20 protein-coding genes and 2 pseudogenes are annotated in these 24,360 nt (G+C 40.1%); 6 read left to right on the top strand and 16 right to left on the bottom strand.

The window, feature by feature from the left end; translation table 11 throughout:
* Positions 1-177: 177 nt before the first annotated feature.
* Positions 178-423: a DUF1450 domain-containing protein gene (locus tag MKY17_RS09565; protein ID WP_179891145.1), complete on the bottom strand. Its 246-nt coding sequence runs from the start codon at positions 421-423 to the stop codon at positions 178-180.
* Positions 424-664: 241 nt separating this feature from the next.
* Between MKY17_RS09565 and hppD the strand changes: the two genes are divergently transcribed.
* The 4 genes from hppD to MKY17_RS09545 all read left to right on the top strand — a co-directional run bounded on the left by hppD (position 665) and on the right by MKY17_RS09545 (position 5,273).
* Positions 665-1,786 carry a 4-hydroxyphenylpyruvate dioxygenase gene (gene hppD / locus MKY17_RS09560; RefSeq protein ID WP_098372777.1) on the top strand — a complete coding sequence of 374 codons (1,122 nt, stop codon included), beginning with the start codon at positions 665-667 and terminating at the stop codon, positions 1,784-1,786.
* A gap of 63 nt (positions 1,787-1,849) precedes the next feature.
* Positions 1,850-2,791 (top strand): hypothetical protein, encoded by a 942-nt coding sequence (locus tag MKY17_RS09555; RefSeq protein WP_142323995.1) that lies wholly within the window; start codon positions 1,850-1,852, stop codon positions 2,789-2,791.
* Complete coding sequence (gene fahA, locus MKY17_RS09550) at positions 2,788-4,083, top strand: fumarylacetoacetase (RefSeq protein WP_098372775.1); 1,296 nt, start codon at positions 2,788-2,790, stop codon at positions 4,081-4,083. The genes MKY17_RS09555 and fahA overlap by 4 nt, the downstream gene beginning before the upstream one ends.
* Before the next feature lie 32 nt (positions 4,084-4,115).
* On the top strand, positions 4,116-5,273 hold the full coding sequence (locus MKY17_RS09545; RefSeq protein WP_098372774.1) for a homogentisate 1,2-dioxygenase: 1,158 nt from the start codon (positions 4,116-4,118) through the stop codon (positions 5,271-5,273).
* Between the two features lie 275 nt (positions 5,274-5,548).
* On the opposite strand, the gene MKY17_RS09540 is transcribed toward MKY17_RS09545, so the two are convergent.
* The 10 genes and pseudogenes from MKY17_RS09540 to MKY17_RS09495 all read right to left on the bottom strand — a co-directional run bounded on the left by MKY17_RS09540 (position 5,549) and on the right by MKY17_RS09495 (position 16,334).
* Positions 5,549-7,030, bottom strand: a complete 1,482-nt coding sequence (locus tag MKY17_RS09540) for an aldehyde dehydrogenase family protein (RefSeq protein ID WP_098372773.1) — start codon at positions 7,028-7,030, stop codon at positions 5,549-5,551.
* A gap of 89 nt (positions 7,031-7,119) precedes the next feature.
* On the bottom strand, positions 7,120-8,499 hold the full coding sequence (locus tag MKY17_RS09535; protein ID WP_098372772.1) for an aspartate aminotransferase family protein: 1,380 nt from the start codon (positions 8,497-8,499) through the stop codon (positions 7,120-7,122).
* A gap of 178 nt (positions 8,500-8,677) precedes the next feature.
* On the bottom strand, positions 8,678-10,138 hold the full coding sequence (nhaC, locus tag MKY17_RS09530; protein ID WP_098372771.1) for a Na+/H+ antiporter NhaC: 1,461 nt from the start codon (positions 10,136-10,138) through the stop codon (positions 8,678-8,680).
* 423 nt (positions 10,139-10,561) lie between these two features.
* Positions 10,562-10,874: pseudogene (gene aspA / locus MKY17_RS09525) on the bottom strand (aspartate ammonia-lyase); the annotation flags it as partial.
* Between the two features lie 239 nt (positions 10,875-11,113).
* Positions 11,114-12,355: a M20 family metallo-hydrolase gene (locus MKY17_RS09520; protein WP_339201751.1), complete on the bottom strand. Its 1,242-nt coding sequence runs from the start codon at positions 12,353-12,355 to the stop codon at positions 11,114-11,116.
* Positions 12,356-12,409: 54 nt separating this feature from the next.
* Positions 12,410-13,099 (bottom strand): DUF1028 domain-containing protein, encoded by a 690-nt coding sequence (locus MKY17_RS09515; protein ID WP_098372769.1) that lies wholly within the window; start codon positions 13,097-13,099, stop codon positions 12,410-12,412.
* Between the two features lie 95 nt (positions 13,100-13,194).
* Entirely contained in the window at positions 13,195-13,626 is a 432-nt protein-coding gene (locus MKY17_RS09510; RefSeq protein WP_098372768.1) for a RidA family protein, read from the bottom strand.
* Positions 13,627-13,656: 30 nt separating this feature from the next.
* Positions 13,657-14,247, bottom strand: coding sequence for an FAD synthetase family protein (locus MKY17_RS09505; RefSeq protein ID WP_286177177.1), 591 nt, complete (start codon positions 14,245-14,247; stop codon positions 13,657-13,659).
* A gap of 28 nt (positions 14,248-14,275) precedes the next feature.
* Complete coding sequence (locus MKY17_RS09500; protein WP_098372766.1) at positions 14,276-15,739, bottom strand: 4-hydroxyphenylacetate 3-hydroxylase N-terminal domain-containing protein; 1,464 nt, start codon at positions 15,737-15,739, stop codon at positions 14,276-14,278.
* Positions 15,740-15,821: 82 nt separating this feature from the next.
* Complete coding sequence (locus tag MKY17_RS09495; protein WP_098372765.1) at positions 15,822-16,334, bottom strand: flavin reductase family protein; 513 nt, start codon at positions 16,332-16,334, stop codon at positions 15,822-15,824.
* A gap of 505 nt (positions 16,335-16,839) precedes the next feature.
* Between MKY17_RS09495 and MKY17_RS09490 the strand changes: the two genes are divergently transcribed.
* The gene (locus tag MKY17_RS09490) at positions 16,840-18,027 is read left to right on the top strand and encodes a hypothetical protein (protein WP_142323994.1); all 1,188 of its coding nucleotides are present in this window, start codon (positions 16,840-16,842) and stop codon (positions 18,025-18,027) included.
* A gap of 537 nt (positions 18,028-18,564) precedes the next feature.
* Here the strand turns inward: MKY17_RS09490 and MKY17_RS09485 are convergent.
* Both MKY17_RS09485 and MKY17_RS09480 read right to left on the bottom strand, forming a co-directional pair.
* Positions 18,565-19,293 (bottom strand): N-acetyltransferase, encoded by a 729-nt coding sequence (locus MKY17_RS09485; RefSeq protein ID WP_098372763.1) that lies wholly within the window; start codon positions 19,291-19,293, stop codon positions 18,565-18,567.
* A 14-nt stretch (positions 19,294-19,307) separates the two neighbouring features.
* Entirely contained in the window at positions 19,308-20,417 is a 1,110-nt protein-coding gene (locus MKY17_RS09480; RefSeq protein WP_098372762.1) for a dipeptide epimerase, read from the bottom strand.
* 105 nt (positions 20,418-20,522) lie between these two features.
* Here MKY17_RS09480 and MKY17_RS09475 point away from each other — a divergent pair, with 105 nt between their 5' ends.
* A complete protein-coding gene (locus MKY17_RS09475; protein WP_098372761.1) occupies positions 20,523-21,782 on the top strand; it encodes a transcriptional regulator in 1,260 nt (419 codons plus the stop codon).
* A 95-nt stretch (positions 21,783-21,877) separates the two neighbouring features.
* On the opposite strand, the gene nhaC (MKY17_RS09470) is transcribed toward MKY17_RS09475, so the two are convergent.
* From nhaC (MKY17_RS09470) to MKY17_RS09460, 3 genes and pseudogenes are all read right to left on the bottom strand, one after another.
* Complete coding sequence (gene nhaC, locus MKY17_RS09470; protein WP_339201747.1) at positions 21,878-23,299, bottom strand: Na+/H+ antiporter NhaC; 1,422 nt, start codon at positions 23,297-23,299, stop codon at positions 21,878-21,880.
* A gap of 248 nt (positions 23,300-23,547) precedes the next feature.
* Positions 23,548-23,706, bottom strand: a complete 159-nt coding sequence (locus MKY17_RS09465) for a hypothetical protein (protein ID WP_179891144.1) — start codon at positions 23,704-23,706, stop codon at positions 23,548-23,550.
* 275 nt (positions 23,707-23,981) lie between these two features.
* Positions 23,982-24,244 (bottom strand): annotated as a pseudogene (locus MKY17_RS09460) (hypothetical protein); the annotation flags it as partial.
* Positions 24,245-24,360 lie beyond the last annotated feature (116 nt).

Below are 24,360 nucleotides of genomic sequence, written 5' to 3'. Positions count from 1 at the left end.
ATTTCCCTTCAGAATAAAAATAAAGCCCTACTATCATGCAATTGGGAGTAGGGCTTACTTATATTTTATCATATGTAGATCCCTTCTGAAGTCCTCAAGTTTCCGGGTGGTAACAACCCTAAATATATAATTCTCTATCAAAACATCTATCAATTATCATTTTCTTATTCTTCGTTTTTACACGGTTTCCCCCAGTTTAATGTTAGCCATATATTGATTAATTTTTTTATAAAGTTCATCAGGATCGTCCGCAACAATATTTTCACCATTTATAAGTGCAAATGGGTCAATCAAACATTGACCACAATATAACAAGCACTTATCCTCAATAACCTCCACATCGCTGCACTCAATTAATTTTCCTTTTATTGTTTCCAACTCGTCTTCGAAATTACATGGACAGAACTTTACGTTTATTTTCATGGTTAACTCCCCTTCGTTTTTTGTTGCCAACATTTTAATTGGAATAACCAAAAGCTTGCAAGAGTACACTCAAACGCATATTCGCTTTAACGGTTTAAAAGACTGTTGCCATAAAAACTAAACGCGTTAAAACACATATTTGCGCGTTGGATTTTTATAGATTAAGATGTGAAACATTACAGAAACTAAATTTCGAAAATTCTGTTTGTTAGAAATTTAAGATGAAAAAGGAGAGGTTAAAATGGCCGAAAAAATGGTAGCATCACCTAAAGTAAAAAAAGAAGAATTGTTCCCGGTAAAGAGTGTTCATTACGTAGAAATCTATACAGGAAACGCAAAGCAGGCAGCTTATTACTATGCAAAATCTTTCGGTTTCAAACTTGTAGCATATAAAGGATTAGAAACAGGTTCCCGTGACCGTGTATCTTACGTGATGGAACAGGGCGCTATCCGATTGATTTTAACAGGCACCCTATCAGACAATACTGACGTTGCCGAGTTTATTAAACTTCATGGCGAGGGTGTAAAAGATATTGCCCTCCTCGTAAAAGATCTGGAAAAAACATATGCGGGTGCGATTGAAAGAGGTGGCATCGCTCTTCGGGAACCATGGGTGGAAGAAGATGAAAACGGCAAGGTGAAAAAAGCGATTCTAGGTACATATGGGGATACAATTCATACGCTTGTTGAACCAATCGATTATAAAGGCGTATTTATGCCAGGGTTTGAATCTCGCGAGAACACCCTTGCTTCTCAACCAACCGGCTTAATTGGTGTTGACCACCTTGTCGGCAATGTGGAGGTTATGGAAGAATGGACAAACTATTATGAAAATGCATTCGGTTTTACAGTTCTGAAGCATTTTGATGATGAAGACATTTCGACCGAGTACTCTGCTCTAATGTCAAAAGTCATGATGAATGGAACAGGACGAATAAAGTTCCCAATTAATGAGCCTGCGGAAGGAAAGCGCAAGTCTCAAATTCAAGAATACCTAGATTACTATAATGGACCAGGCGTTCAGCATCTTGCCCTGTTGACAAACGATATCATCGGCACCGTGGCGGCTCTCAAAGAAAATGGTGTGGAATTTTTAAATACCCCTGAGACTTATTATAAAGAACTCGCCAATCGGGTAGGAGATATTGATGAAGATGTGAAACGACTTCAAGAACTTAATATTTTGGTAGATCGTGATGATGAAGGCTACTTGCTACAAATCTTTACTAAACCACTTGTTGATCGTCCGACGCTGTTTATCGAAGTCATTCAGCGTAAAGGTGCACTTGGATTCGGCGATGGAAACTTTAAAGCATTGTTTGAATCGATTGAACGCGAGCAAGAACTTCGCGGAAATATTTGATTTGGAACGGTCATACCGTTGTCTCTCGCGGTATGGCCTCCTTTAATAGGAGGTGTGAGGTTGTTGTTAACTAAAGTAAATGTTAAGTGGAGGGAAGAAGCGGTCAGTCATTTTATGACTGAACTCATTGATTATGCAGGTCTATTTCCACCGGCCGCGCTTCCGCTTCCAGAAGCTATTTCAAATTTTCATGCATACATCCATGATTCGGACAGCTGGATGCTCGGCCCGTTTGTAATTCCTGCTTCACGATTGGGTGAACTTAAACAATTTAAAGCCCAGTTTAATGATCAATATCCACTTAGGTTATCTGTAATTTTAACGAAATCCGAAGAAATTCCAACCGAATTGGAAGCTATTCAACTTTTTTTAGAAACATATAAAACCGCGGGAGCGATAGAAGCAATCGAGTTCCCGCTTCCACCACAGATTAATCCTTCCTTCTTAGAGAATCTAGAAAAACGAACAGGGAATTATCCCATTTATTGTGAAATGACAGGAACGAATGATCAACTTCTAAACACATTGGATACTATCCATTCGATTAACCAAAAATCTCCGAAACGTATAGGTATCAAAATGCGCATGGGTGGGATCACGGCTAATTTGTTTCCTTCTGTCAATCAAGCAGCATTCGTTATTCACGAATGCCAGAAACGAGAACTGCCACTTAAATTCACTGCTGGACTGCACCATCCGATACGCCAGTACCGAACAGAAGTGGAAACACGCATGCATGGTTTTGTTAACGTATTTACCGCTTCTATTATGGCATATAGCCGTTCTGTCAATACAGCAACCATTCAAGCCATTTTGCTTGATGAAGACCCAACAAATTTTTCATTTACAACAGACTCGCTTTCCTGGCGCGATTTTACTGTCAGTTCGGCCGATATCATCAAAGCGCGCAGTTTCTTTGCAGCTTCATATGGAAGCTGCAGCTTTAATGAGCCTCGGGAAGAACTAGGAGAGCTTACTATTTTTCATGGGGAGGCAATACGATGAAACATTCCTTTATTGAGACAACGCCAGAGTCACATTTTCCAATTCAAAACTTGCCATACGGCATTTTCCAAAAAAAAGGTCAAAGCCCTCGTGCCGGTACAGCCATCGGTGATTATGTTCTTGATTTATCTGTAATCGATGAAGTTGGATTGCTAAGTGGGACCGGTGCAGAAGAAAAAAAAGTTTTTTCCTCTTCCTCGCTTAATCAATTTATGTCACTTGGCCGTCCGGTCTGGACTGCTGTACGTAACAAACTTCAATACCTTTTGGATTCGAAAACGCCTGATTTACGAGATAATGAAGAGCTTCGTTTGAAAGCGTTTCACCCATTGACAGATGTAGAGATGCTTCTTCCTGCAAATATTGGAGACTATACAGATTTCTATGCCTCTAGAGAGCATGCGACCAATGTGGGTTCAATTTTCAGAGGGAAAGACAATGCCCTCATGTCAAACTGGACACACTTGCCGATTGGTTACCATGGACGGGCCAGTTCCATCGTTCCAAGTGGTACCCATGTGCGTCGCCCTTCGGGACAACGCAAACCAAAGGATGCAGATTATCCAGTATTCGGTCCATCTATACAGCTTGATTTCGAACTTGAAATGGGCTGGTTTATTGGACCTGGCAACCCTTTTGGAGAACCAATTCCAGTTAATCAGGCTGAAGATCATGTTTTCGGGCTCGTTCTCTTAAATGACTGGAGTGCACGTGATATCCAAGCATGGGAGTACCAGCCTCTCGGCCCTTTTCTTTCAAAAAACTTTGCAACATCCATTTCCCCATGGGTTGTGCCGCTAGAAGCGCTGGAACCTTTCCGTACTGCTGGACCGCAACAGGATCCAGAGCCGTTTCCCTACTTGCAGCAAACAAAAGATGGGGCATTTAATATTAACCTTGAAGTTCATTTGACACCAGAAAATACAGAACAAGCAACCAGAATTACGAATACCAACTTTAGCTATATGTATTGGTCAATCGCTCAGCAAGTGGCTCACCACACCATTACAGGCTGTAATATACGTCCTGGTGACATGCATGGATCTGGAACTATCAGCGGTCCAAGACGTGAAGAACGAGGCAGCCTCCTTGAACTTTCTTGGCGCGGCACAGAACCGCTTCAACTTAACGACGGCCTTGAACGAAGCTGGATTGAAGATGGGGACAAGTTGACTATCAGCGGGTGGTGTCAAGGAGATGGGTACCGAATTGGATTTGGAGAAGTAAGCGGTCAAGTTTTACCGGCCCTTTCGGAGGCAAAGATTTTAGGTACTCAAAAAGTGAAGATGTAGCAACTAATATGCTAATGGAAGGAGTTTAGGCAATGACACATTATGTTAAAATGGGCCGCATTCCCCATAAACGTCATACTCAGTTTCGCCAGGAGGACGGAAACCTATATTATGAGCAATTGATGGGTACGAAAGGTTTCTCGAGTATTCAGTCACTCATTTATCATATCAATCAACCAACACAAGTAAAAAAAGCACAAAAAATTCGTGATGTTCGTTATGAATATGAAGAAAAAGATGCATTAAAACATCGTCATTTCCGGACATGGAATACGGAAGTTGGCGGCGATTTTCTTGAAGCTCGCAAAATTTTCATGGCAAACGATGATGTTGCACTTGGCGTTGCTCGCCCTAACCAGCAAATGGATTACTTTTATCGAAACGGTGAAGGTGATGAAATGTTGTTTGTCCATGAAGGAAGAGGCAAAATCGAAAGTATTTTCGGTGAACTAAGCTTTTGGCCAGGTGACTATCTCATCATTCCGATTGGCACCACTTATCGCGTCGTCTTGGAATCAGAAGAAGCTCGCTTTTTCATCCTTGAATCGAGTTCATCAATTGTACCACCAAAACGCTATCGTAATGAGTTTGGCCAACTTCTTGAGCACTCACCTTATTGCGAGCGTGATTTCCGGACACCAGAAAAATTGGAGCCTAAAGATGAAAAAGGGGAATATGAAATCAGAGTGCGGGCACAAGGCATGATCACTTCCTATACGTATGATTTTCATCCGCTTGATGCGGTTGGATGGGATGGTTACCTCTTCCCTTATGCGTTCAGCATTCATGATTTTGAACCAATAACCGGACGTGTTCATCAGCCACCGCCAGTACATCAGACGTTTGAAGCACATAATTATGTTGTATGTTCATTTGTACCACGTATGTATGACTATCATCCGGAAGCCATCCCTGCTCCTTATGTCCACAGCAATGTGGAAAGTGATGAAGTGCTATATTATGTGGACGGAGACTTCATGAGCCGCCGCGGCATTGAAACCGGATCTATTACCCTTCATCCAAGCGGCTTACCTCATGGACCGCATCCAGGTAAAATTGAAGCAAGTATCGGTAAAAAAGAAACGCGTGAATTAGCAGTCATGGTCGATACATTCCGTCCGCTGTATATCGTAAAAGAAGCACACGCTATTGAAGATGATGCGTATATGAGCAGCTGGCTGCCAAAATAATAACTGAGGTTTCCCCCCTCGGCAGATCAGTTCATCTCTATATTATGAAATAAAGCCGGAGCCAGAATTCCACTAGCTCCGGCGCCTTTGTTGTCATAATAGTTCTTCGCAATAAGCGATTTTTCCTTTAGTTTTTTTTCTAAAAAACCGATGACTGTAAATATAGATCTTCAGGCAAAAAACAAATCTGTAAACTGGTTTTCTTTTATATCTTTATTCTTATCGATAGAAATATTTAAATACGGCTTGATACGTGATTTCACAACTTATTATGTTTACTCCAAATTTACCCAAACACTCTTCACCTCGGTATAACTTTCTAAAGCATAGGCACTTAAATCTCTACCAAATCCAGACTGTTTATATCCCCCAAAAGGAGAGGCTGGATCTATTACATCATAACAATTAATCCATATATTTCCTGATTTTAATTGATTAGCAACTGTATGTGCCATTTTCACGTTCTCTGTCCAGATACCCGCACCTAAACCGTAAGGAGAGTTATTCGCACGTTCTATTACTTCTTCCACCGTATTGTAAGGCATGACAACGACGACTGGTCCGAAGATTTCCTCTTTTGCAATCGTCATATCCTCTTCTACATCAATAAAAATAGTCGGCTCAACAAAGAAACCTTTATCCGATTTTCTTCCGCCTGTTACTGCCTTTGCTCCTTCTTCTTTACCAATGTTAATAAATTCAAACACGCGGTCTTGCTGTTTTTTAGAAACAAGAGGCCCCATCGTTGTATCTGTATCCAATCCATTTCCAAGCTTAACGTTTTTAGCTAGGGAAACCATACCGGAAACGACTTCATCGAATTGATCCTTATGAACGTATACTCTCGACCCAGCACTGCAAACTTCCCCTTGGTTGAACATAATGCCGTTGAACACTCCGGGAATCGCTTTTGAAAGGTCCGCATCCGGGAGTATGATATTAGGCGACTTCCCCCCAAGCTCCAGCGTCAACCGTTTCATTGAATCTGCGGCTTGTTTCATTATTTGCTTCCCGATAGGCGTCGAGCCGGTAAACGAAACTTTATTTACATCTGGGTGATCCACTATTGCATGACCGGCTTTCGCACCGAATCCAGGAACAATGTTAACAACACCTGCAGGAAACCCTGCTTTTTCAACAAGTTCAGCAAAATAAAGTGCCGATAACGGAGTCTGTTCAGCGGGCTTCAAAACAACCGTACAGCCTGCTGCTAAAGCCGGAGCCACTTTCCATGAGACCATATTAATAGGGTAGTTCCAAGGGATAATTTGTCCAACCACTCCGACTGGTTCGTGTCGGGTATAATTTAAGAATGGACCGGAAACAGGAATTGTTTGCCCCATATTCTTTGTCGCCCAACCAGCAAAATACCGGAACGTTTCAATCGTACCTGGTACATCGACGGCCCGTGTTTCATTTATTGGCTTTCCATTGTCCAAAGTATCTAATTGTGCCAGCTCTTCTTGATGTTTTTCAATAAGGTCAGCTAATTTCAAGATGAGTTTTGCTCTTTCAGCGGCACTCATCTTTGACCATGGTCCTACATCAAATGCTTTCCTTGCTGCCTTAACTGCCAAATCTATATCTTTTTCTTCCGCTTCATAGACTGTTGCCAATATTTCTTCAGTAACTGGATTAATTGTTTCAAATGTTTTTGAAGAACACGATTCCACAAATTTTCCATCGATGTACAACTTTTTCGTACCTTTTAAAAACTCCCTCACCTTATTGCTCATTTCAAGTGTTTGGTTCGCCATTCTTGGTTCCTCCATTCTAAAAATAAACATGCCAGAGATCGAGCCGCTAAGCCTTCAAGCTCTCTAGCATGTTCTATGAATCCAATCATTTATTTAATGGTTTTATTAAATTCAGTCACAGCTGTATCGATGATATTGATCATTTCCGAAATTTCTTGTTTATTAATGATAAGCGGCGGAGCAATGGCAACAATATCCTTGCCCTTTTCAAAGTCTGCAGCTCTTAAAATCAATTTGCGTTTGAAGCACTGATCAACAACAAACGAAGCTGGTTTGACTGATTCTGCAAATGGTACATCCAAGTCACGGTCCTGCTGAAGCTCAAATCCGGCAAGCAAGCCGACCGCTCTTGATTTCGTGAAATACCGGTGTTTATCCGTTAAGTAGTCAAACCCTTTCTTCAGCTCCTTCTCCATTTTGTTAACGTTTTCAAGAATGTTGTCGCGTTCGAGAATTTCAATCGTTTTCAATCCAACGGCACATGCTGTTGGATGTCCGCTATACGTAAATCCATGACCTAAAATTTGATCATATTGAACGATTGTATCTCTGATTTCTTTATTAACCAACACGCCGCCAAGCTGGGCATAACCGCTCGTAATCCCTTTTGCTACACTCATGATATCAGGCACAACGTCCCAGTTATCGACACCGAACATTTTTCCGGTACGGCCAAATCCACAAATGACTTCGTCAGAAATCATCAGGATATCATTTTCTTCACACAAGGCTTTAACTGCTTTTAAATAACCATCAGGTGAAACGTGAACTCCTCCTGCACCTTGAATTGGTTCAAGGATAAGGGCAGCAATGGTTTCTGCTCCTTCTTTTTCGATGACATCACGAATGCATCCTTCATAGTTCGGATCATTTTTATCGCCAAGCTCACAATTAGTCAAATGTGATTTTGCCCTCACCATATCGGCATCTCTTGAACCTGCAAAACTATGGAAAGCATCTATGCCAGTTGCTGTTCCAGCAGAAACCGTTGCACCATGGTAACTACGGCTTATCGATAAGATTTTTTTCTTTGTTGGACGACCTTTTAAATTCCAATAAAAACGTGCTAATTTAAAAGCCGTATCGTTTGATTCCGACCCACCGGATGTGAAAAAGATAGCACTTAAATCACCAGGTGCAACGGAAACTACTTTTTCGGCCAAGCGAACAGCTTTTTCATTTGAGTAGCCATAGAATGAAGAACTGTAAGCAAGAGTAGACATCTGGTCATATGAAGCCTGCGCAAGTTCCTTGTTTCCATGACCTAAATTTACATTCCAAAGCATGGAAGCGCCATCAATATATGTATCACCTTTAATGTCTGTTACACGGATCCCATTTCCTTCTTGAAAAATTATTTTCGGGCCATTTTCAATAAACAATTTAGGTACAGTCGTTGGATGAAGATAATGTTTTTTGTCTAATTCAATTAAATTTTCGATTTTCGACTCGGTTTTAGAAACAACCATGTTCCATACCTCCCAATGTAATAACTATTTAAAATCCCTAAAATGAAACACTTTCACTATTAACCTAGTAAAATTTATATTGAGAATAAATAAGGAATTATTCCTTAAATAAAATATATATCATACTTAGACTATTGTCAATAATCTGAATAATCAATCTAGTTGTTTTTTTATATTTTTATTCCATTGGAAAAGAAGATTCGAGATCTTTACCTTTATTGTCACCTCTTGTTCCAACTAGTTCTTCTACTTCTAAACGGTTAATTTTTATATTTAAATATCCAAAAGCGATAGCTACAAAAGTACTAATATAGCAAAAGAATGCATACGGAGCATATTCAATCGGAGAAACACCTAGAACAGAAAACATAAAAATACCACAAGTGGTCCATGGGATAAGACTTGCTGTCACGGTTCCGCAATCTTCCAATGTACGTCCGAGCAATTTCGGATGCAGCCCCCGTTTTTTATATTCATTCAAATACATGCGTCCAGGGATAATAACGGACATGAATTGGTCACACCCTACGATGTTTGAAGCGATACACGTACCAGCAGTCGCTGTGATTAAACTGCCTGTCCGTTTTACTTTCCGAAGCAGCGACCCAAGAAGAGTTTCCAATATTTTCGCTTTTTCGAGAATAGCGCCAAATGATAGAGCAATAAGGATTAAAGAAACCGTATACATCATATCTTGAATCCCACCTTGGTTTAACAATTCATCCGTGACTTTGTAACCCGTTTCGGCAGTATAACCATTATTCATGATGTTAATCATATTACCTAACGAAGTTTTTTGGACAAATAGGGAACAAGCTCCACCAATAAGGACCCCGACAGTCAAGCCAGGAATGGCCGGTATCTTCAAAATGAAAATTAGCGCAATAAATAGTAACGGAATTAATAAAAACGGCGAGATAACAAATTGATCTGAAAGAATTCCTTGAATCTTTTCAGCCTGTGACAAATCTGCACCTTCCCCACGAAATTTAAACCCGAGAAATGCATACAACATTAGCGATATAATAAGTGTGGGGAATGTAGTGTTCATTAAGTTCCTAATGTGTTCAAAAAGGTCTACACCCACAACCGCCGAGGTGAAGTTCGTCACATCCGATAAAGGACTCATCTTATCACCAAAATAAACACCCGATACGACTGCACCAGCAACCATCGGTAATGGAACACCCAAGCCATGCCCAATTCCCATTAACGCGACTCCAATCGTACCAGCAGCAAACCAGGCATTTCCAGCGATGCTGACAAGAACAGAAATGATGCAGGCTGTAACAAGAAAATACGTTGGAGATACAACCCCTAATCCATAATAAACCATTGATGGCACAATTCCAGATGCCATCCAAGCTCCAATGAAGGCTCCGATTATCACTAGTATCAGTAAGGCTTTGATTGATACACTAATTGTTTTTACTAAGTGTTCTTCAATTGAATGCCAATTATGACCAAGCTTCAAAGCGACGATCACTGCAACGACCGTACTTATTAAAAGGGGTACATGTGGATCAGCACCATAAACACCAATTCCAATTGCCAGGGCACATGCCATAAACACGATTGGTATTAAAGCAAGCCATTTAGAAGGGGTTTTTACCACATTCACATTGTTATCCTGTTTCACTCATTTTCACTCCCCGTATACTTTTTAACTCCAAGTTTCGATCACTATCTAAGAATTTTTTAAAATTTGATAGCGCTTACAATCTTAAACGGTTAAAATGAGCGTTTGTCAGTTAAAAATGCCATTAATCAATCCCCCTGACTTTTTTAAATTGGCTTTTGTAATTAAAAAGCTACCATAATAGAATTTAACTCTATTTAATCTCTAAAGCCATACTTATTTATCCGATTATGAAATTTCCATATTGTTTTGCACTCTCATGAATTAAGAAGATCGATAAACCTACAAATATACTTATTTCATAAGTTAATTCCTCTATCCATCAAATATAGGAACAGCTGAGAGTTAGCAATCATTCGAAAATGAATGGATGTCAATCCTGGATTAGTCTAAATCTAACAGTGCAGCACCAGCAATCCCCGGTTAGGTCATTTCGAAAGGGTTTAAAATCAGATCTGGTTCTTGCTCTGTTAGAGCAAAATTCACGAACGGATTTTCCATTTTCGATGCTTCTTTCGCGATATGTGCTGCAATCTCATATCCAATATGGGGATTTACTTCGGTAAAAATGCCTACACTTTTTTCTACATACCCTTTAAGGCGATCTTCATTTGCCACAATACCTGAAAGACAATATCCGGTAAATACAGGGAACCCATTATTCATCACACTGATTGATTGGAGCATTTTATTCAAATTGGCCAACTTCTAAAGCAAGACAGATGGTATGATCATTCCAATGTCCTGGAAGCTATTCCTTAAACATGCTGATACCACCTTGTCCCATAATTAAAAAATAGAGGGCAAACTCTATCATTTTCCGTAAAAGGTAACGTACGGAGCAATATTTCTAATAGAAAAAAACAGCAAGGAGCTTATTTGTTCAAAAATGTAAATATCCTTCATGAAAAATTGGAGCCATCATGTAAAGCTGGCTATACTATTTAAAAACTTGAACTCATAAACTGTGGAATTCTACGTCAATTCCCGATCAATGTTCATAATTCCCTGCAAAATTAAGTTACCGGCTTTTTCAATATCCTTAGGCAGACTGTATTCTTCTGGGCAATGACTCTTCCCATCAATGCTTTTCACGAAGACCATGGCTGATTTTGTAATCATTGCCATATGCGCTGCATCATGTATTGCCATACTGGGGAACGTCATAAAAGGTTCTTCCATCTCCTGAGCCGTGCTTAGCAATATATGAACAATATCCTCATCTAAAACAACTGGTTTTTGATCAAGAAAAACCTGATGCTGAATGTCCACCTTTCTTTTCCTGGCGATTTCTTCCCAAGCGCCTTGTATTACGTTGATCTTATGTTGAATTCCCTCTTCTGTTTCTCCTCTGACTTCATAGATAAAATCAACTCGTCCTGGAATAATATTTGCCGCATTCGGAAAAACAGTCAATTTGCCGACTGTTCCAACTACACTGCTGCTGCTTTCTTGGCAATGACGTTCCACTTCTAGGATCATTTCAGCTACAGCAGTTAATGCATCCTTCCGATGTTCCATCATTGTCGTACCGGAGTGATTAGACTGCCCGATAACCCTTACTTTACTTCGATAAGTTCCGACAACTTTGTTGATGACCGCCATGGATATATTTTTACTTTCCAATCGCTGTCCCTGCTCAATGTGCAGTTCAATAAAAGCCCTTTTGTCTTTTCCCATTTCCTTCATCATTGGGAATTTATCAAGGCCTCCCCCAGCTTTAATCAGTTCATCACTAAGCCGGGCACCTGTGGAATCAAAGACATCTTTCAGCATCCCGATTTTCAATCGGCCGACGAAAGAACGGCTTCCGAACGTTGATAAGTTAAAATCATTAGATTCTTCAGCCGTAAATGAAACGATTTCCAAGTCATGGTCAAGAATCACGTTATTTTCAATTAATGTTTTAATAATTTCTTTCGCCATAAGAACACCTAACGGGCCATCATACTTGCCTCCATTCGGAACGGAATCAAGGTGTGAACCAATGACAATACTGCCTTGTTTTTTTCCATTCCCCTTGTGCCTTCCCCAAATATTAGCGGCCCCGTCAATAGTGACCTTTAAATCCATATCCTCTAATTCCTTAATAAACCGTGCACGCACTTCATTATCGGCTTGTGAAAAACTGGGCCTTGTCACTCCTCCTTGATCATTTTTTCCGTATTCAGCATACTCCTTGATGTCCGACAATAATCGGTCAATATTGATTTTCATAGCTGTTCACTGCCACCTTTCCCCTAGGAACTCCAAACTGGTTAGCGTTACCTTTTATTCGTCACCTTTTACCCCATAGGAAGGTGCGAGATCCGGCTCAATTGCCCTAGATTTATAATTTTCTGCTTGCGGACTATAAATCTCCCATAGTTTTTTCAAATCATTTAGTGGATCATCGCTATAATCAACACGCAGATCTACATAAGCAAACGGAGTATCCGGATGATAGACCAAGAGTGCAATAGAATGTTCTTGATCAAGCTCCCCTCCCATGTTAAAACCGAGTTCAAGAGCTGAAATTAACCGCTCAGGTAAAGAAAGGTCCTTCCGTTCAAGAAAATGTTGGCCCATCGCTTTTGGGATTTCTGGATTGCTTAACAGGTTACCTATGCTGGCAACATTATCTGCATAATAGTCCCCGTGTACTCCAAGCGCTTTTTCACCTGTAAACACGCTTGATTCCCCGTTGGCATCGACAACAGCCAGCTGTCTAAAATCAGGAAAGTCTGAGGCAGCAACCATTGTCCGAATTGACGCTTGGGCGCTGTAACCTTTTTCCAAAGCTGAAAGTCCTATGTCCGCTAGTCTGGGATCTGTGACATTTTGCGTCAGGATGACACCTATATTTGATTTGACCCAAGGACATCTTGCCCCAACAGCGGGGCTGCTGGAAGTGACAATAGCTCCTAAAGCTCCTGTTGAAGAGCAACGTCCTGCCACGGAAAACGTACTTGTTATGTTCATTTTTTAATCCTCCCTTGAGAAAATAAGGAGCAACAAACATGATTCTTTTCAATAGTTGCTGCTCCATTCGTTTAATTTATATTCGTCATATCCCCTTATTCCTTACTGCTAATAATTGCTTCGACGTCTATTTCCACCAGCATTTCAGGAAGAGCAAGCCCATTGACGACAAGTCCTGTACTAACTGGATATACGCCTTTAAAATGCTTAGCAATAACAGCGTAGGCTTCTTTTCGATAGGAACGATCAGTAACATAAGTTGTGAGTTTGCAAACGTCTTCCATTTTCCCCCCTGCTTCTTCAAGCAACTGCTTGATGCAGCGACAAGCATTCTCTGTCTGTTCAATAACATCATTCTCCCCGTGAAAATTACCTTCCAGATCAAATGCAGTTTGCCCTCTCATAAAAATACGGTTTCCAGCACGAACAACCATAGAAAACTCATTTGCTACGTGATGAGATGCCTCCCCCATATCAGCTGGATAAAATTTATTCGTTTCAAATTTACGGTATCTTTTAATTTCCATTTTCTTAATTCTCCCTTGCTTCTTATTATATTAATGAATTTCCAACCTATTTTTTCTGGCATATTGGTTCTCACACATTGAAATCATCGTAAAATACTCGGCCCCTAGCAGCTTTTTTGCCTGAAGGTAGTTTCCTTGTTGCAAAAGCTTGCGAATGCGTGAAGAAGAGATCATTTCACCTCGTTCACATGTCAAGGGCTTTAACACTTCTACTTTAAAATAGAGGCGTAAAACTTCGATGGTGCCCTTTCTATTTTTTCCGAATAAGAAGTTAGGGCCTTCCCAGATTTCAATGGGATTTGTTTCTTTTAATTCTTCAATGAATACCGAAACTTCCTTTTGAGTAAACGCTTCATCAAATGGACCGACTATAACATGGTCAACTCCTAGCATTTCGAGGCGCTGAAGCTTCTCTTCCACTGACATTAACAGTTGGCAGCCTTTAAAAAAGACTTTTGGAGGAGGATCAAAAGTATATACAACCAAAGGAACTCCAAGCTTCATGGCCCGTTCTTTTGCCTTTAATAGCAATGCTTGATGCCCCCTGTGAATGCCGTCGAGTGCACCAATCGATAGAACCGATGCAGAAAGCTGTAAAGTACCTTGTGTATGTATTTCCAATGAAAACTTCCCCTTTCTATATTTAAGATTACTGATTAGTAACAGTAATAGCTGCATTTAAATCCGCTGCTTTACGAACCATTTCGCGTTGTGCTTCCATATCGAAGCTATTGAAAACTGACATCTGTTGAGCAAATGGAGGACTTTGAGCAAACAATTCAAAGGTAGTTCTATGCCCTGCATAAGAAGAATTCAAGAGGTCTCTCGCAAAGTATAGTAATTTTCCTCTTTCTTTCGCGCTCCACTCACCAACGGAATAGTACTTATCTACATATTCTTGAATCGCTGGATCCGCAAAAGTTTCGGAATCTGGTGTAACGGCTAGCTGCCCTCCTACGAGTTCCCTTGTTAAATGCGCCATCGCCGGGAAATTAGATAGTGCAAATACACGGCCAGTGTAAAGAAGAGATTGGTTTGGCATCATTAAACCGCCGGGGCTGACTTCCGCATTTGCAACAGCAGCTGTTAAATGAGCATTAATTCCTTCACGATAATTAATAAGCTGAGATATTTTTTCCCTTACTGCCTGCAGCTTTGTCAGACCTGTTTGTTCAACGTTCAATAAAGCCGTTCCTAGCAAATAATCTGCTCTGCGCAATACTCTAAGGACGTAGTTAAAAGCAGAATACCGATGCAGTGTGGAACGAATGTACGCAGCAGAGGCCAAAGAACGATGGAACAAAACGTTTTCCCATGGAATAAGTACGTTATCGAATATTAGCAATGTATCAATTTCTTCAAATTTTGTAGAAATCGGATAATCTGTATCATTTTTTCCTGTCCCGAGGGACGTACGGCAAATGTGCTTTAATCCAGGAGCTCCCATATCAGCTATGAATCCACAAGCAAATGGCGCCATTGTTTCTTCACCGGCTTCCCAGTTCAAGATAGTCGGTTTAACGAATGCCTGGTGAGCATAAGCGGCAGCCGTTTCAAACTTCGCACCTTTTACGACAATTCCTTTATCGTTTTCTTCAACTACATGCAACAGGGTTCCGCCATCTTTTCCGCTAAAAAGTTTGCTTCGGTCACCTTTTGGATCCGTATTAGCGGAAACATGGAACAAGTCTTCCCTTGCCACTCGATCGATATGATTCGCAATATTTTTCGCATAAGTAGGGTTAATTTCATTTAATTTATCCTGCGCGTCATATAAGGACCACATTTCACCTATCGTTTCATCACCAACACGGTATACAACTCCGCCAAGATCATCAAGCACAGTTTCCACGTGATTGCGGATTCCAGTTAAATCTTCTTTAGTCTTTGGAGCTTTATACGCTCGGGAAACGACTTCGCCATCTTCCAATCGAGTTGTTAACTTCTCCTTGTTTTCAGGATCAAAGGCCATGTCATACATTCTTGCTTTCACATCAACTATCGGTTTAAACGATGGGTGTTCAGCTACATTTGTGACCCTTTCCCCATCGATGAATACTTCCCTGCCGTCATTCAATGATTCACGATATTGCTTACCAGTCATTAAAGCCATACTATTTCCTCCTTTTAGATGATTTGTTATCTAATTTTCATTTTGAAAGGACTTAGACAAACAGCTTGTTTTACCTTCAGTTTTAAGCTTTCTTGAACGAACCAAATTCTCCTTTGAAATACACGAGCGGATCCCCTATGAGTGCATGGGCTTTTTGAACCTCCGCCAGAAAGACGGAATGAGTACCTCCTGTTACTTCTTCGACCACCCGGCATTCAATTTGGGCAAGCGTATTGTTTAAAACAGGGTTACCTAGTTCGCCATAGGACATTTCCACACCTTTGAACTTCTCAGTGTTTGACCTGGCAAACTGCATCGCAAGCTCCCCCTGGTTTTCAGCAAGAATGTTTACAGTAAATGAACCTTCTTTCGAAATAGCATGGCATGTACCTGTATTTTTATTGGCACATACAAGTAGCATTGGAGGCTCAAGAGACACGGAACTAACTGCGCTGGCAGTAATCCCATAATCTATTTCACTTTCCCTTACTGTAATTATCGATACTCCACTGGTGAAATGACTGATTACATTTCTAAATGATTCAGGACTCACTAACTGTAACGATTGATTATCTCGAGAAGAGATATTACTCATATAAAATGCATCCCCCTTTTTTATTTAAGGAATTATTCTTAATGTGTTCCTTAAATAAATCATAAAAAAAATCCAGCTGATTGTCAACTGAATTTTCTAATAATTCTTATTATTTTATTTTTCTTCATCATCTATTAAAGGTCCGTTTCTTTTAAGGGAAGAAATACTGCTTGTTGCAATAGAGCAATTCATTCAACATATATACTAATGTTTACTATAATTGTTATAATCGATTAGAGAATATCCGAAAAGAAAACTTAAAAGATTAGTAAGCAAAAATGAAGGAACTAATCAATTAATTAATATATTTCCCTAAATAATACATAATGTTTTTGGAAAATTTGCAAGTTATTCTATTAGGTGGTGTTCGACTATGAAAATAAAAGCCGGAATTGTTGGTCCAAGTGACTATGTACAGATTATATGCGATATTGCAAAAGAATACTCCGACAGACTGTACCCGATTCCATTTGGATATCAAAATGCTGAAGAGGCGACAAATATCGTGAAACAAAATCAACAGTTGGTCGACCTTTGGATTTTTGCAGGCCCAGCCCTCTATCCTTTTGTAGAAAAAAGCGGTTCCAAACAACCTTTTTTTTATCTTAACTTAGATGGGGCAAGCTTAACAAAAACGTTGGTGGAAGTGGGTTATAAAGATTCTAAAAGCCTCAATCGGATGAGTATTGATTTGCTTAAAGAAAGTGATGTATATGAGACATATCATGATCTCGGCATTTCATATGAAGATATTCATGTTCATGAATATCTTCATGATACTTCTCTCCAGGATCTTCTTTCATTTCATCAAAAACTATTTAAAGAGGGACAAGTTGATATTTGCATTACCTGTCTATACTTTGTATACGAACAATTGAAGTTACAAGGGATTCCTGTGTATCGAGTAACCCCTACACGCAGCAACATACGTGAAACGCTAAAAACAGCGATCCAAAAATGGGAAACCCTTCATTTTAAACAATCACAAATTGCTGCTATATTTATCAAAGTAGAGAACATGGATACAAACATGAATCACCACACCATTTCCTACGATTTACATCGCTTGAACTTAAAAGTACAAGATGCTGTATTAAACTTTTCCGAATCAATTTTCGGTACTTTTGTACCTCTTGGGGTTGGAACATTTGTGGTTTTCTCCACCAGAGGTTCCATAAAAGAAACAGGGCAACAAATTGGAGATCTTCTGGAAAAATTAGCTCTAATTTCGGAATTACCATCGAACGTTGGGATCGGCTATGGAGAAACTGCACTAGCTGCGGAGGAAAATGCAAGGCTCGCTTTAAATCATGCACAAAATTACGATTCTTTTTGTGCATTCCTTGTTGATGATAGAGGGATTATTGAAGGTCCTCTTAAAGAACAAGAAAGCATTTCTTTTGGCTATCGAACGGAGAATAAGGAAATAAGTGAAAAACTTAAACAGTGTGGCGTCACTATTACAACACTTAACAAGATTTTGTCTGTACAAAAAAGAACAGGGAACCACTCTATAACAGCATCAATTCTTGCAGAATGGTTAAAAATGACACCCCGGAACGCACGGCGAATTCTTAATGGTTTAGTCGAGCAGGAGATTGCCGAAATAATTGGTGAAGAAGCACCTACAGCTAAAGGAAGACCTAGAAAGATATATCGAGTTAATAGTGAATTGGAGACTAAAACGGAATAGACCGATTAAAAGTAGAGGGCACTAAATTCCTAAGTGTGGAATTCCCACATTTCAAATTAGATTAGGAGCAAAATGCTCCTTTCAAAGGGTAATTCGGAAGTTTTGTGTGTTTTATTTTTACAGATTCAAGAAATCTTGTAGATAAACCCTACCATTAACAAAACGCCATTTAGAGCGTTTCAGCCTGTAGGCGAACTCGATGAAAATCGAGTTTGTCTACAGTTTTTTAACGGTTTGTCCAATTTGAACGTTGCCTCCAGGCACTCGCTTTCCGCGTGCGATCCAATCAACTTTGTTTTAACTTTTAGATAGACCCACTTTTGTCTACAGTTTTAAATGCCATTTAGGGCGTTTAAAATTACCTACTGGGTTTTGGTAGGTAAAAACAACTTAATCCCCCCACCTATCTAATTCCGATTATCTTTTAAAGTTGATAGTTTAGGGTAGCCAAATATATCATGTTCGCAAAGTTTGTCCAAAATAAGAAAAAGAGCAATGTATTTGCTCTTTCCGACTCAAAGATATTATAATAACTCGCTAGCTATTGGCAGCTTTCCTATTATGCTTACTACCATAAAAGACTAACTGTTTTCCTTCCTGTTCTTCCATTTTAAATCCACGCCAACCTTTTGCAATAATTCCTTGCTGGGATGCTATATCATTCATCTCAATGATCTGGATTTCCTGCCATGGAGATGCGTCCACTACAGACAATTCCTTGACAAATATATAACGCAATTGCCCGCCATATTTCTCTTTTAACGCCACAATTTCCATTCCTTGGGCAATTTTATCTTTTAAACTGGGAATGTTAAAAGGCGCAACTGTACAGCATACATATCGGTAAGGCGACTCCTGCTTGTTCAACTCCTCCATGATCAACGTTGCAAGTGTCTGTTGCAGTTTGTTTCCCCTGTATGCAGGCAGTACGTTTGAAATTTCCTGATAAATCACTTCCGACAGCTCGTTTTCCATCATTCCGAAATCTCTCCCTAGATGTTCCTCATCAATAGGCGGAGCCAGCAACGCCCGGAATGCAATGAGTTCTTCACCAACGTATGCTCCAATCATGAGCCCATTTCCTTCTAGAATATATTGAAACTCTTCCTTAGTAAGCGGTTGAAGTACACCTTTATCGGTCAAATGGTGAACGACCTGTTCTTGAACTTGCAAAATATCGGTTAAATCCCCCAACACTAATTTTCTGACCTCATAACGTTTATGATTTTTATCCTTACTGATGGTACCCTCATAAATCAATTCCAAAGTTGCTCCCCCTTTTATTGGATGACATCCTGAAAAACTGTTAAATCAACTAGCGTTTCTTCATTTATCGCTACACCTAATCCTGGTTTTTCGGTCAACCTAATATATGGTACATCATAATAAAGATTCCCTACATCCCTGGAGAATTTCAATGGACCAGTGAGTTCCACGCTTGTGATCACCTTTTTTGAAAATGCGACATGGAAGCCAGCTGCAGAACCAATGGATGATTCTACCATTGAGCCAATCTGACATTCTAACCCAGCAAGCTCTGCTTGGTGGGCTAGCTTTATTGCCGGATATATACCACCGCATTTCATCAGTTTAATATTCACTTTATCGGCTGCTCGTTTCTGGATAATTTCGCGCATTTCCCGTGTGCCCTTTAATCCCTCATCAATCATCAGCGGAATCGTAGACTTCGATTTTATTTCAACCATCCCATCGATGTCATCGGCAGCTACCGGTTGTTCAAGCCAATCAAGCTGGCATTCACGCAATTGATCAATCGCTACAAGAGTTACAGCACTGTTCCGCCATCCTTGATTAACATCTGCACGTATAGCGATATTATCACCTACACGGTCGCGGACAGCTTGAATGCGTGCCACATCTTCACTGACATTGGTGCCAACCTTCATTTTAAATGACTGATAGCCCTGCTCAACCATAACTGCCGCTTCTTCGGCCATTTTTTCAGGAGGAGCTATACTTAAGACATGGGTAATAGGGAACTCATCATGATAACGTCCCCCGATTAACTGGTAGACTGGCTGCCCCAGCTTCTTTCCCATGATATCAAAGCAGGCAATGTCAATGGCCGCCTTAGCTGTAGGAGCTCCATAAATCGCTTTGTCCATCAAATCATGAAGCCTTTCGATTTCAAATGGATTCTTGCCTAACAGTATGGGGCCCAACGTATTTTTCAACACCTGGTAGGTCCCTTCCAGAATCTCACCAGTCACATGTTCGTCTGCCACACCTTCCCCGTACCCAACAAACCCTTCATCCGTCTCTATTTTGACAATGATCGAGGGCATAAATTCGTAAGTATGGTAACTAACCACAAAGGGCTCTTTAAGAGGCAGATGGATTGCATAAAGGTGGATCGCTGTAATTTTCATTTCTAATACTCCCTTTCGATTCACAAGATTGTACGAGTTTGATATAGTTGTCGTTAATAAACCGTTATTTAAGAATACATTAGCTGTTTCACTTGGAGGTTAACAATGAATACAAGAATTGCTGTCATTGGTTCCACTGAATTTATCGAAAGAATTGAATCCATCACATCCGAAATTGCTGAAATTGATTTCGACGCCTATGTATATGAGAAACCAACTGAGGCCGGTATGCTTGTTAAGAAACTCAAGCCGTGTGATGCTGTGTTGTTCTCCGGGGCGTTGCCGTACTACTTTTCAAAAAAATATCATGAGCACCTTCCGATTCCATCTTTTTATTTAGCACAAGATGAAATGTCGGTCGCTTCTTCCTTACTATCCGTGCTTTATCATAAAAAAATCTCTCCTCATCGAATTTCCGTCGATGTTAGCAACGCCTTGATCGTAAAGAACGTATTAACTGACCTCGAAATCGAGATGGATCCAAGCTATATCATGGATTATCAGGAGATGCTGAATGACTCATTTGATATTTCACTGATCACTTCTTACCATTATGAACTTTGGAAGGAGGGTTTCATTGATCTTGCATTAACAAGCATCCATTCTGTATTTGATCAACTGCAACTTATTGGGGTACCATCCATGCGCATGGTTGATCCTCGAAGCTCCATCTTTAAAGCGCTGCAGGATATTAAAGCCAATACAGAACTAATTAAAAGCAGATCTTCACAGATTGCCGTTTGCTATGTCATATCGGATGAAGCGAACACTCATGAACTGGTAGATGGTTTAGCACATGAAATACAAGCCTCGGTTCAGCTTCTTGAAGACTTCCACTTCATCCTGTACAGCACTCGTGGTGAAATCGAATCGTTGATAAAGAAAAACGGCCTGAATTATTTTTTTGACAAATTCAAGAACAAGAGTAAAGTTGGTTTCGGATATGGTTCAACCATTATGGATGCAGATCGTCATGCAAGGATTGCCCTCGGATTTGCTGAAAAACATAGTGAGTACAAATGCGGATACATTCTCACGGAAGACAAAGATTTGCTTGGACCGATTCCACAGCAAACCAAACAGCAACGCTTGAAAAACGACCATCCCGAACTTCTTCAGGTTGCCAAACAGACAAAATTGAGTCCTGCAAACATATCTAAAATCATCCAGTTCAGTCATTCCCGCCAATCCGTCCAATTCACAGCTGCTGAACTAGAGGATTATTTACAGGTGACCCGTCGTACTACTGAAAGAATTTTAAAAAAGCTATCCGATCATGGGCATGTCACCATCGTCGGTGAAGAAATGACCTATTCGAAGGGACGCCCCAGAGCTGTTTATGAACTTAATTTGCCAGTATACTAGATTTAAATGTAGAGAAAGGTTCTTTTGGAAGGAACCTTTCTTCGCTAGAGGTCTCTTGCTTTATTGCAGGTCATATTTAAAATTTGGCAAGTTTTTCATATAGGTAAAGTTGCTTCCTCTTCTTTCTTGATATTCTGAATTTCGGCTTCTGTCAATTTCGTAATGGTAAAGCCAGTCATCGCATAAATGATAGAAATAACTGGGATGATAAAATTCAGAATCGCATATGGTGCATAATCGAATGCATGCACACCAAGTGTTGCAAGGATAAATACTCCGCAAGTATTCCAAGGAACAAATACTGAAGTCAATGTTCCGCCATCCTCAAGTGCACGGGATAGGTTCTTCGAGTGAAGTCCTTTATCTCGGTAAGCTTTTACATACATACGTGAAGGAATGACGATGGAAATATATTGTTCTGAGCATGTTACATTCGTCGCAAAGCATGATAAAACTGTTGACGCAACTACACTTCTCGATGTTTTTGCGAATTTTAATATTTGCTTTACGATCGCTTGAAGCATGCCTGTGTTTTCAAGTATTCCACCAAATGTCATTGCAACAATCGTCATGGACACGGTGTACATCATTGAATCCAATCCGCCGCCGTTAAATAGCTTGTCGACCATATTATTGCCCGTATCAATCACGAAGCCGCTTTGCAAAGCTGCTATTGCATCAGCCATGTTGCCTCCTTGAATGAAAATTTGTGATAAGAAGCCGAGCAACACCCCTATAATCAACGCTGGAATGGCTGGAACTTTTTTAGCAACTAGAATAATGACGATTAACGGAATGATCAATAGAAACGGAGAAATGACAAAGCTATCCTGCAATACACGCATCGTTTGTTCAATATTCTCAGCATTCATATCTCCTTTACCAAAATCATTCCCAAGAATGGCGTATATAACCAAGGCAATGATAAATCCTGGAATCGTCGTGTAAAGCATATGGCGAATATGCACGAATAAATCTGTCCCTGTAAGTCCGGATGCAAGATTGGTCGTGTCTGAAAGCGGTGACATTTTGTCACCAAAATATGAGCCTGAAATAATAGCCCCCGCAATCATTGGTGCTGGTATTCCCATACTTAGACCAATCCCCATCCCAGCAACACCGATTGTCCCCATCGTTGACCAAGAACTGCCGATTGCCAATGATACCACTGCACAAATAACGGAAATGCTAACAAGAAAAAATGAAGGAGTGAGGATTTTAAGACCATAATATATCATGGTGGCAACAATTCCTCCGCCCATCCAAGCCCCGATTGTCATCCCTACTAGAATAATGATGACGACTGCTGGCAGGGCGAGACGTATTCCCTTGTACATAGACTCTTCAATTTCGTTCCACTTATAACCTGAAATCCAAGCAACAATAGCAGCAGCTGATGTGCCTACAATAAGTGGAATATGCGGACCCTGTTCCAGCCAGACCACCGTAATTGCCATCATTACAATCATGACGATGAGCGGTATTATTGCTACACCGAATGACATTTCTTTTTTCATAAAGCATCCCCTTTGTTATTAATTTTCATGACTCTATTATTTGATGACTATTTAAAACGAATAACATGTCGCTAAATAGCCGTTAATAGAATTATCATAATATTTTTACGATTAATCGTCAATTAATATTTAGAAAGTTAGCTCTCTTAAACAAACCGGGATAAAAAAAAAACTCCCCAAAGGGAGCCTTTCTAAACATCGAAAAATCCAATTTTTATCAATCCACGTTTTTCTTACACAGCTAAATCTCACAATGTAATATCGATCATTTTCGACTCCAACAATTCTGCCCATTTTATAACTGTTCCATTTGTTCTTTCTTTTCCTTGCATTAAATACATGGACTCCCAACGGAGTGAACGGATCTGTAATAGAATGCTTGGCAACCATATCTTGCGCTCCATCATCAGTTAAAGCCGCTGAATAAGCTACTACATTGTTCCAAGATAATGTAGCTCCAGCTTCTACAAAGTTCGCTTCACTGGCAGTAGGTATTTAACGGTCAAGGATAGACCGTAGGAACTGGGATTGGACCTCTAACGCGAGTCGCCATTATATATAACCTTCCATAAAGTAATTTTCATCAGGGTCGATCTTTACCGACTTCTTTGGTTCTTCTTTTGGCTAGTTATCACATGAAACCTGGCATTCCTATCAAAGAAAATATGACAGGGATAATAAATCAATAATGATAGGCAACTTTTACAGAATGTTGAATTGATTCCCATCCAGAAAATTGATTTATGGAACTATGCATGTGGTATCTCAGTAAAATAAATACTAAACTCAAATCAAGAATAGGAATCCTCCTAATACGACGTACTGTGTACCCATTCCTTATATAACTAATCCACCTACTGACGTGCCGGTTGTTACCCCTAAGTTACCAGATACTAAAAACAATCCATTTGAGAATTCAGGAGCTACAGGATCTGCAGTCGTAATTGTATCTCTAGTCAATCACGTCATCACCATCCCATGAGAGGCGGCAACATAAGGATTCGCAAACTTGTTTCGATTTTCCGTCTTAAAGATTCATTTTCTTTAGAAAGCTGCACAAC

This window comes from Peribacillus sp. FSL P2-0133 (assembly GCF_037975445.1).
GTDB classification, from domain to species: Bacteria; Bacillota; Bacilli; order Bacillales; family DSM-1321; genus Peribacillus; species Peribacillus simplex_E.
This window is presented reverse-complemented; position numbering and strand designations above follow the sequence as displayed.

Bases quoted from the DNA above. Each gene is read 5' to 3' on its own strand.
- MKY17_RS09565 (WP_179891145.1), bottom strand. From the start codon at position 423: ATGAAAATAAACGTAAAGTTCTGTCCATGTAATTTCGAAGACGAGTTG.
- hppD (WP_098372777.1), top strand. From the start codon at position 665: ATGGCCGAAAAAATGGTAGCATCACCTAAAGTAAAAAAAGAAGAATTG.
- fahA (WP_098372775.1), top strand. From the start codon at position 2,788: ATGAAACATTCCTTTATTGAGACAACGCCAGAGTCACATTTTCCAATT.
- MKY17_RS09545 (WP_098372774.1), top strand. From the start codon at position 4,116: ATGACACATTATGTTAAAATGGGCCGCATTCCCCATAAACGTCATACT.
- MKY17_RS09540 (WP_098372773.1), bottom strand. From the start codon at position 7,030: ATGGCGAACCAAACACTTGAAATGAGCAATAAGGTGAGGGAGTTTTTA.
- MKY17_RS09535 (WP_098372772.1), bottom strand. From the start codon at position 8,499: ATGGTTGTTTCTAAAACCGAGTCGAAAATCGAAAATTTAATTGAATTA.
- MKY17_RS09520 (WP_339201751.1), bottom strand. From the start codon at position 12,355: ATGAAAATCAATATTGACCGATTATTGTCGGACATCAAGGAGTATGCT.
- MKY17_RS09515 (WP_098372769.1), bottom strand. From the start codon at position 13,099: ATGAACATAACAAGTACGTTTTCCGTGGCAGGACGTTGCTCTTCAACA.
- MKY17_RS09510 (WP_098372768.1), bottom strand. From the start codon at position 13,626: ATGGAAATTAAAAGATACCGTAAATTTGAAACGAATAAATTTTATCCA.
- MKY17_RS09500 (WP_098372766.1), bottom strand. From the start codon at position 15,739: ATGGCTTTAATGACTGGTAAGCAATATCGTGAATCATTGAATGACGGC.
- MKY17_RS09495 (WP_098372765.1), bottom strand. From the start codon at position 16,334: ATGAGTAATATCTCTTCTCGAGATAATCAATCGTTACAGTTAGTGAGT.
- MKY17_RS09480 (WP_098372762.1), bottom strand. From the start codon at position 20,417: ATGAAAATTACAGCGATCCACCTTTATGCAATCCATCTGCCTCTTAAA.
- MKY17_RS09475 (WP_098372761.1), top strand. From the start codon at position 20,523: ATGAATACAAGAATTGCTGTCATTGGTTCCACTGAATTTATCGAAAGA.
- nhaC (WP_339201747.1), bottom strand. From the start codon at position 23,299: ATGAAAAAAGAAATGTCATTCGGTGTAGCAATAATACCGCTCATCGTC.
- MKY17_RS09465 (WP_179891144.1), bottom strand. From the start codon at position 23,706: ATGATGGAGCGCAAGATATGGTTGCCAAGCATTCTATTACAGATCCGT.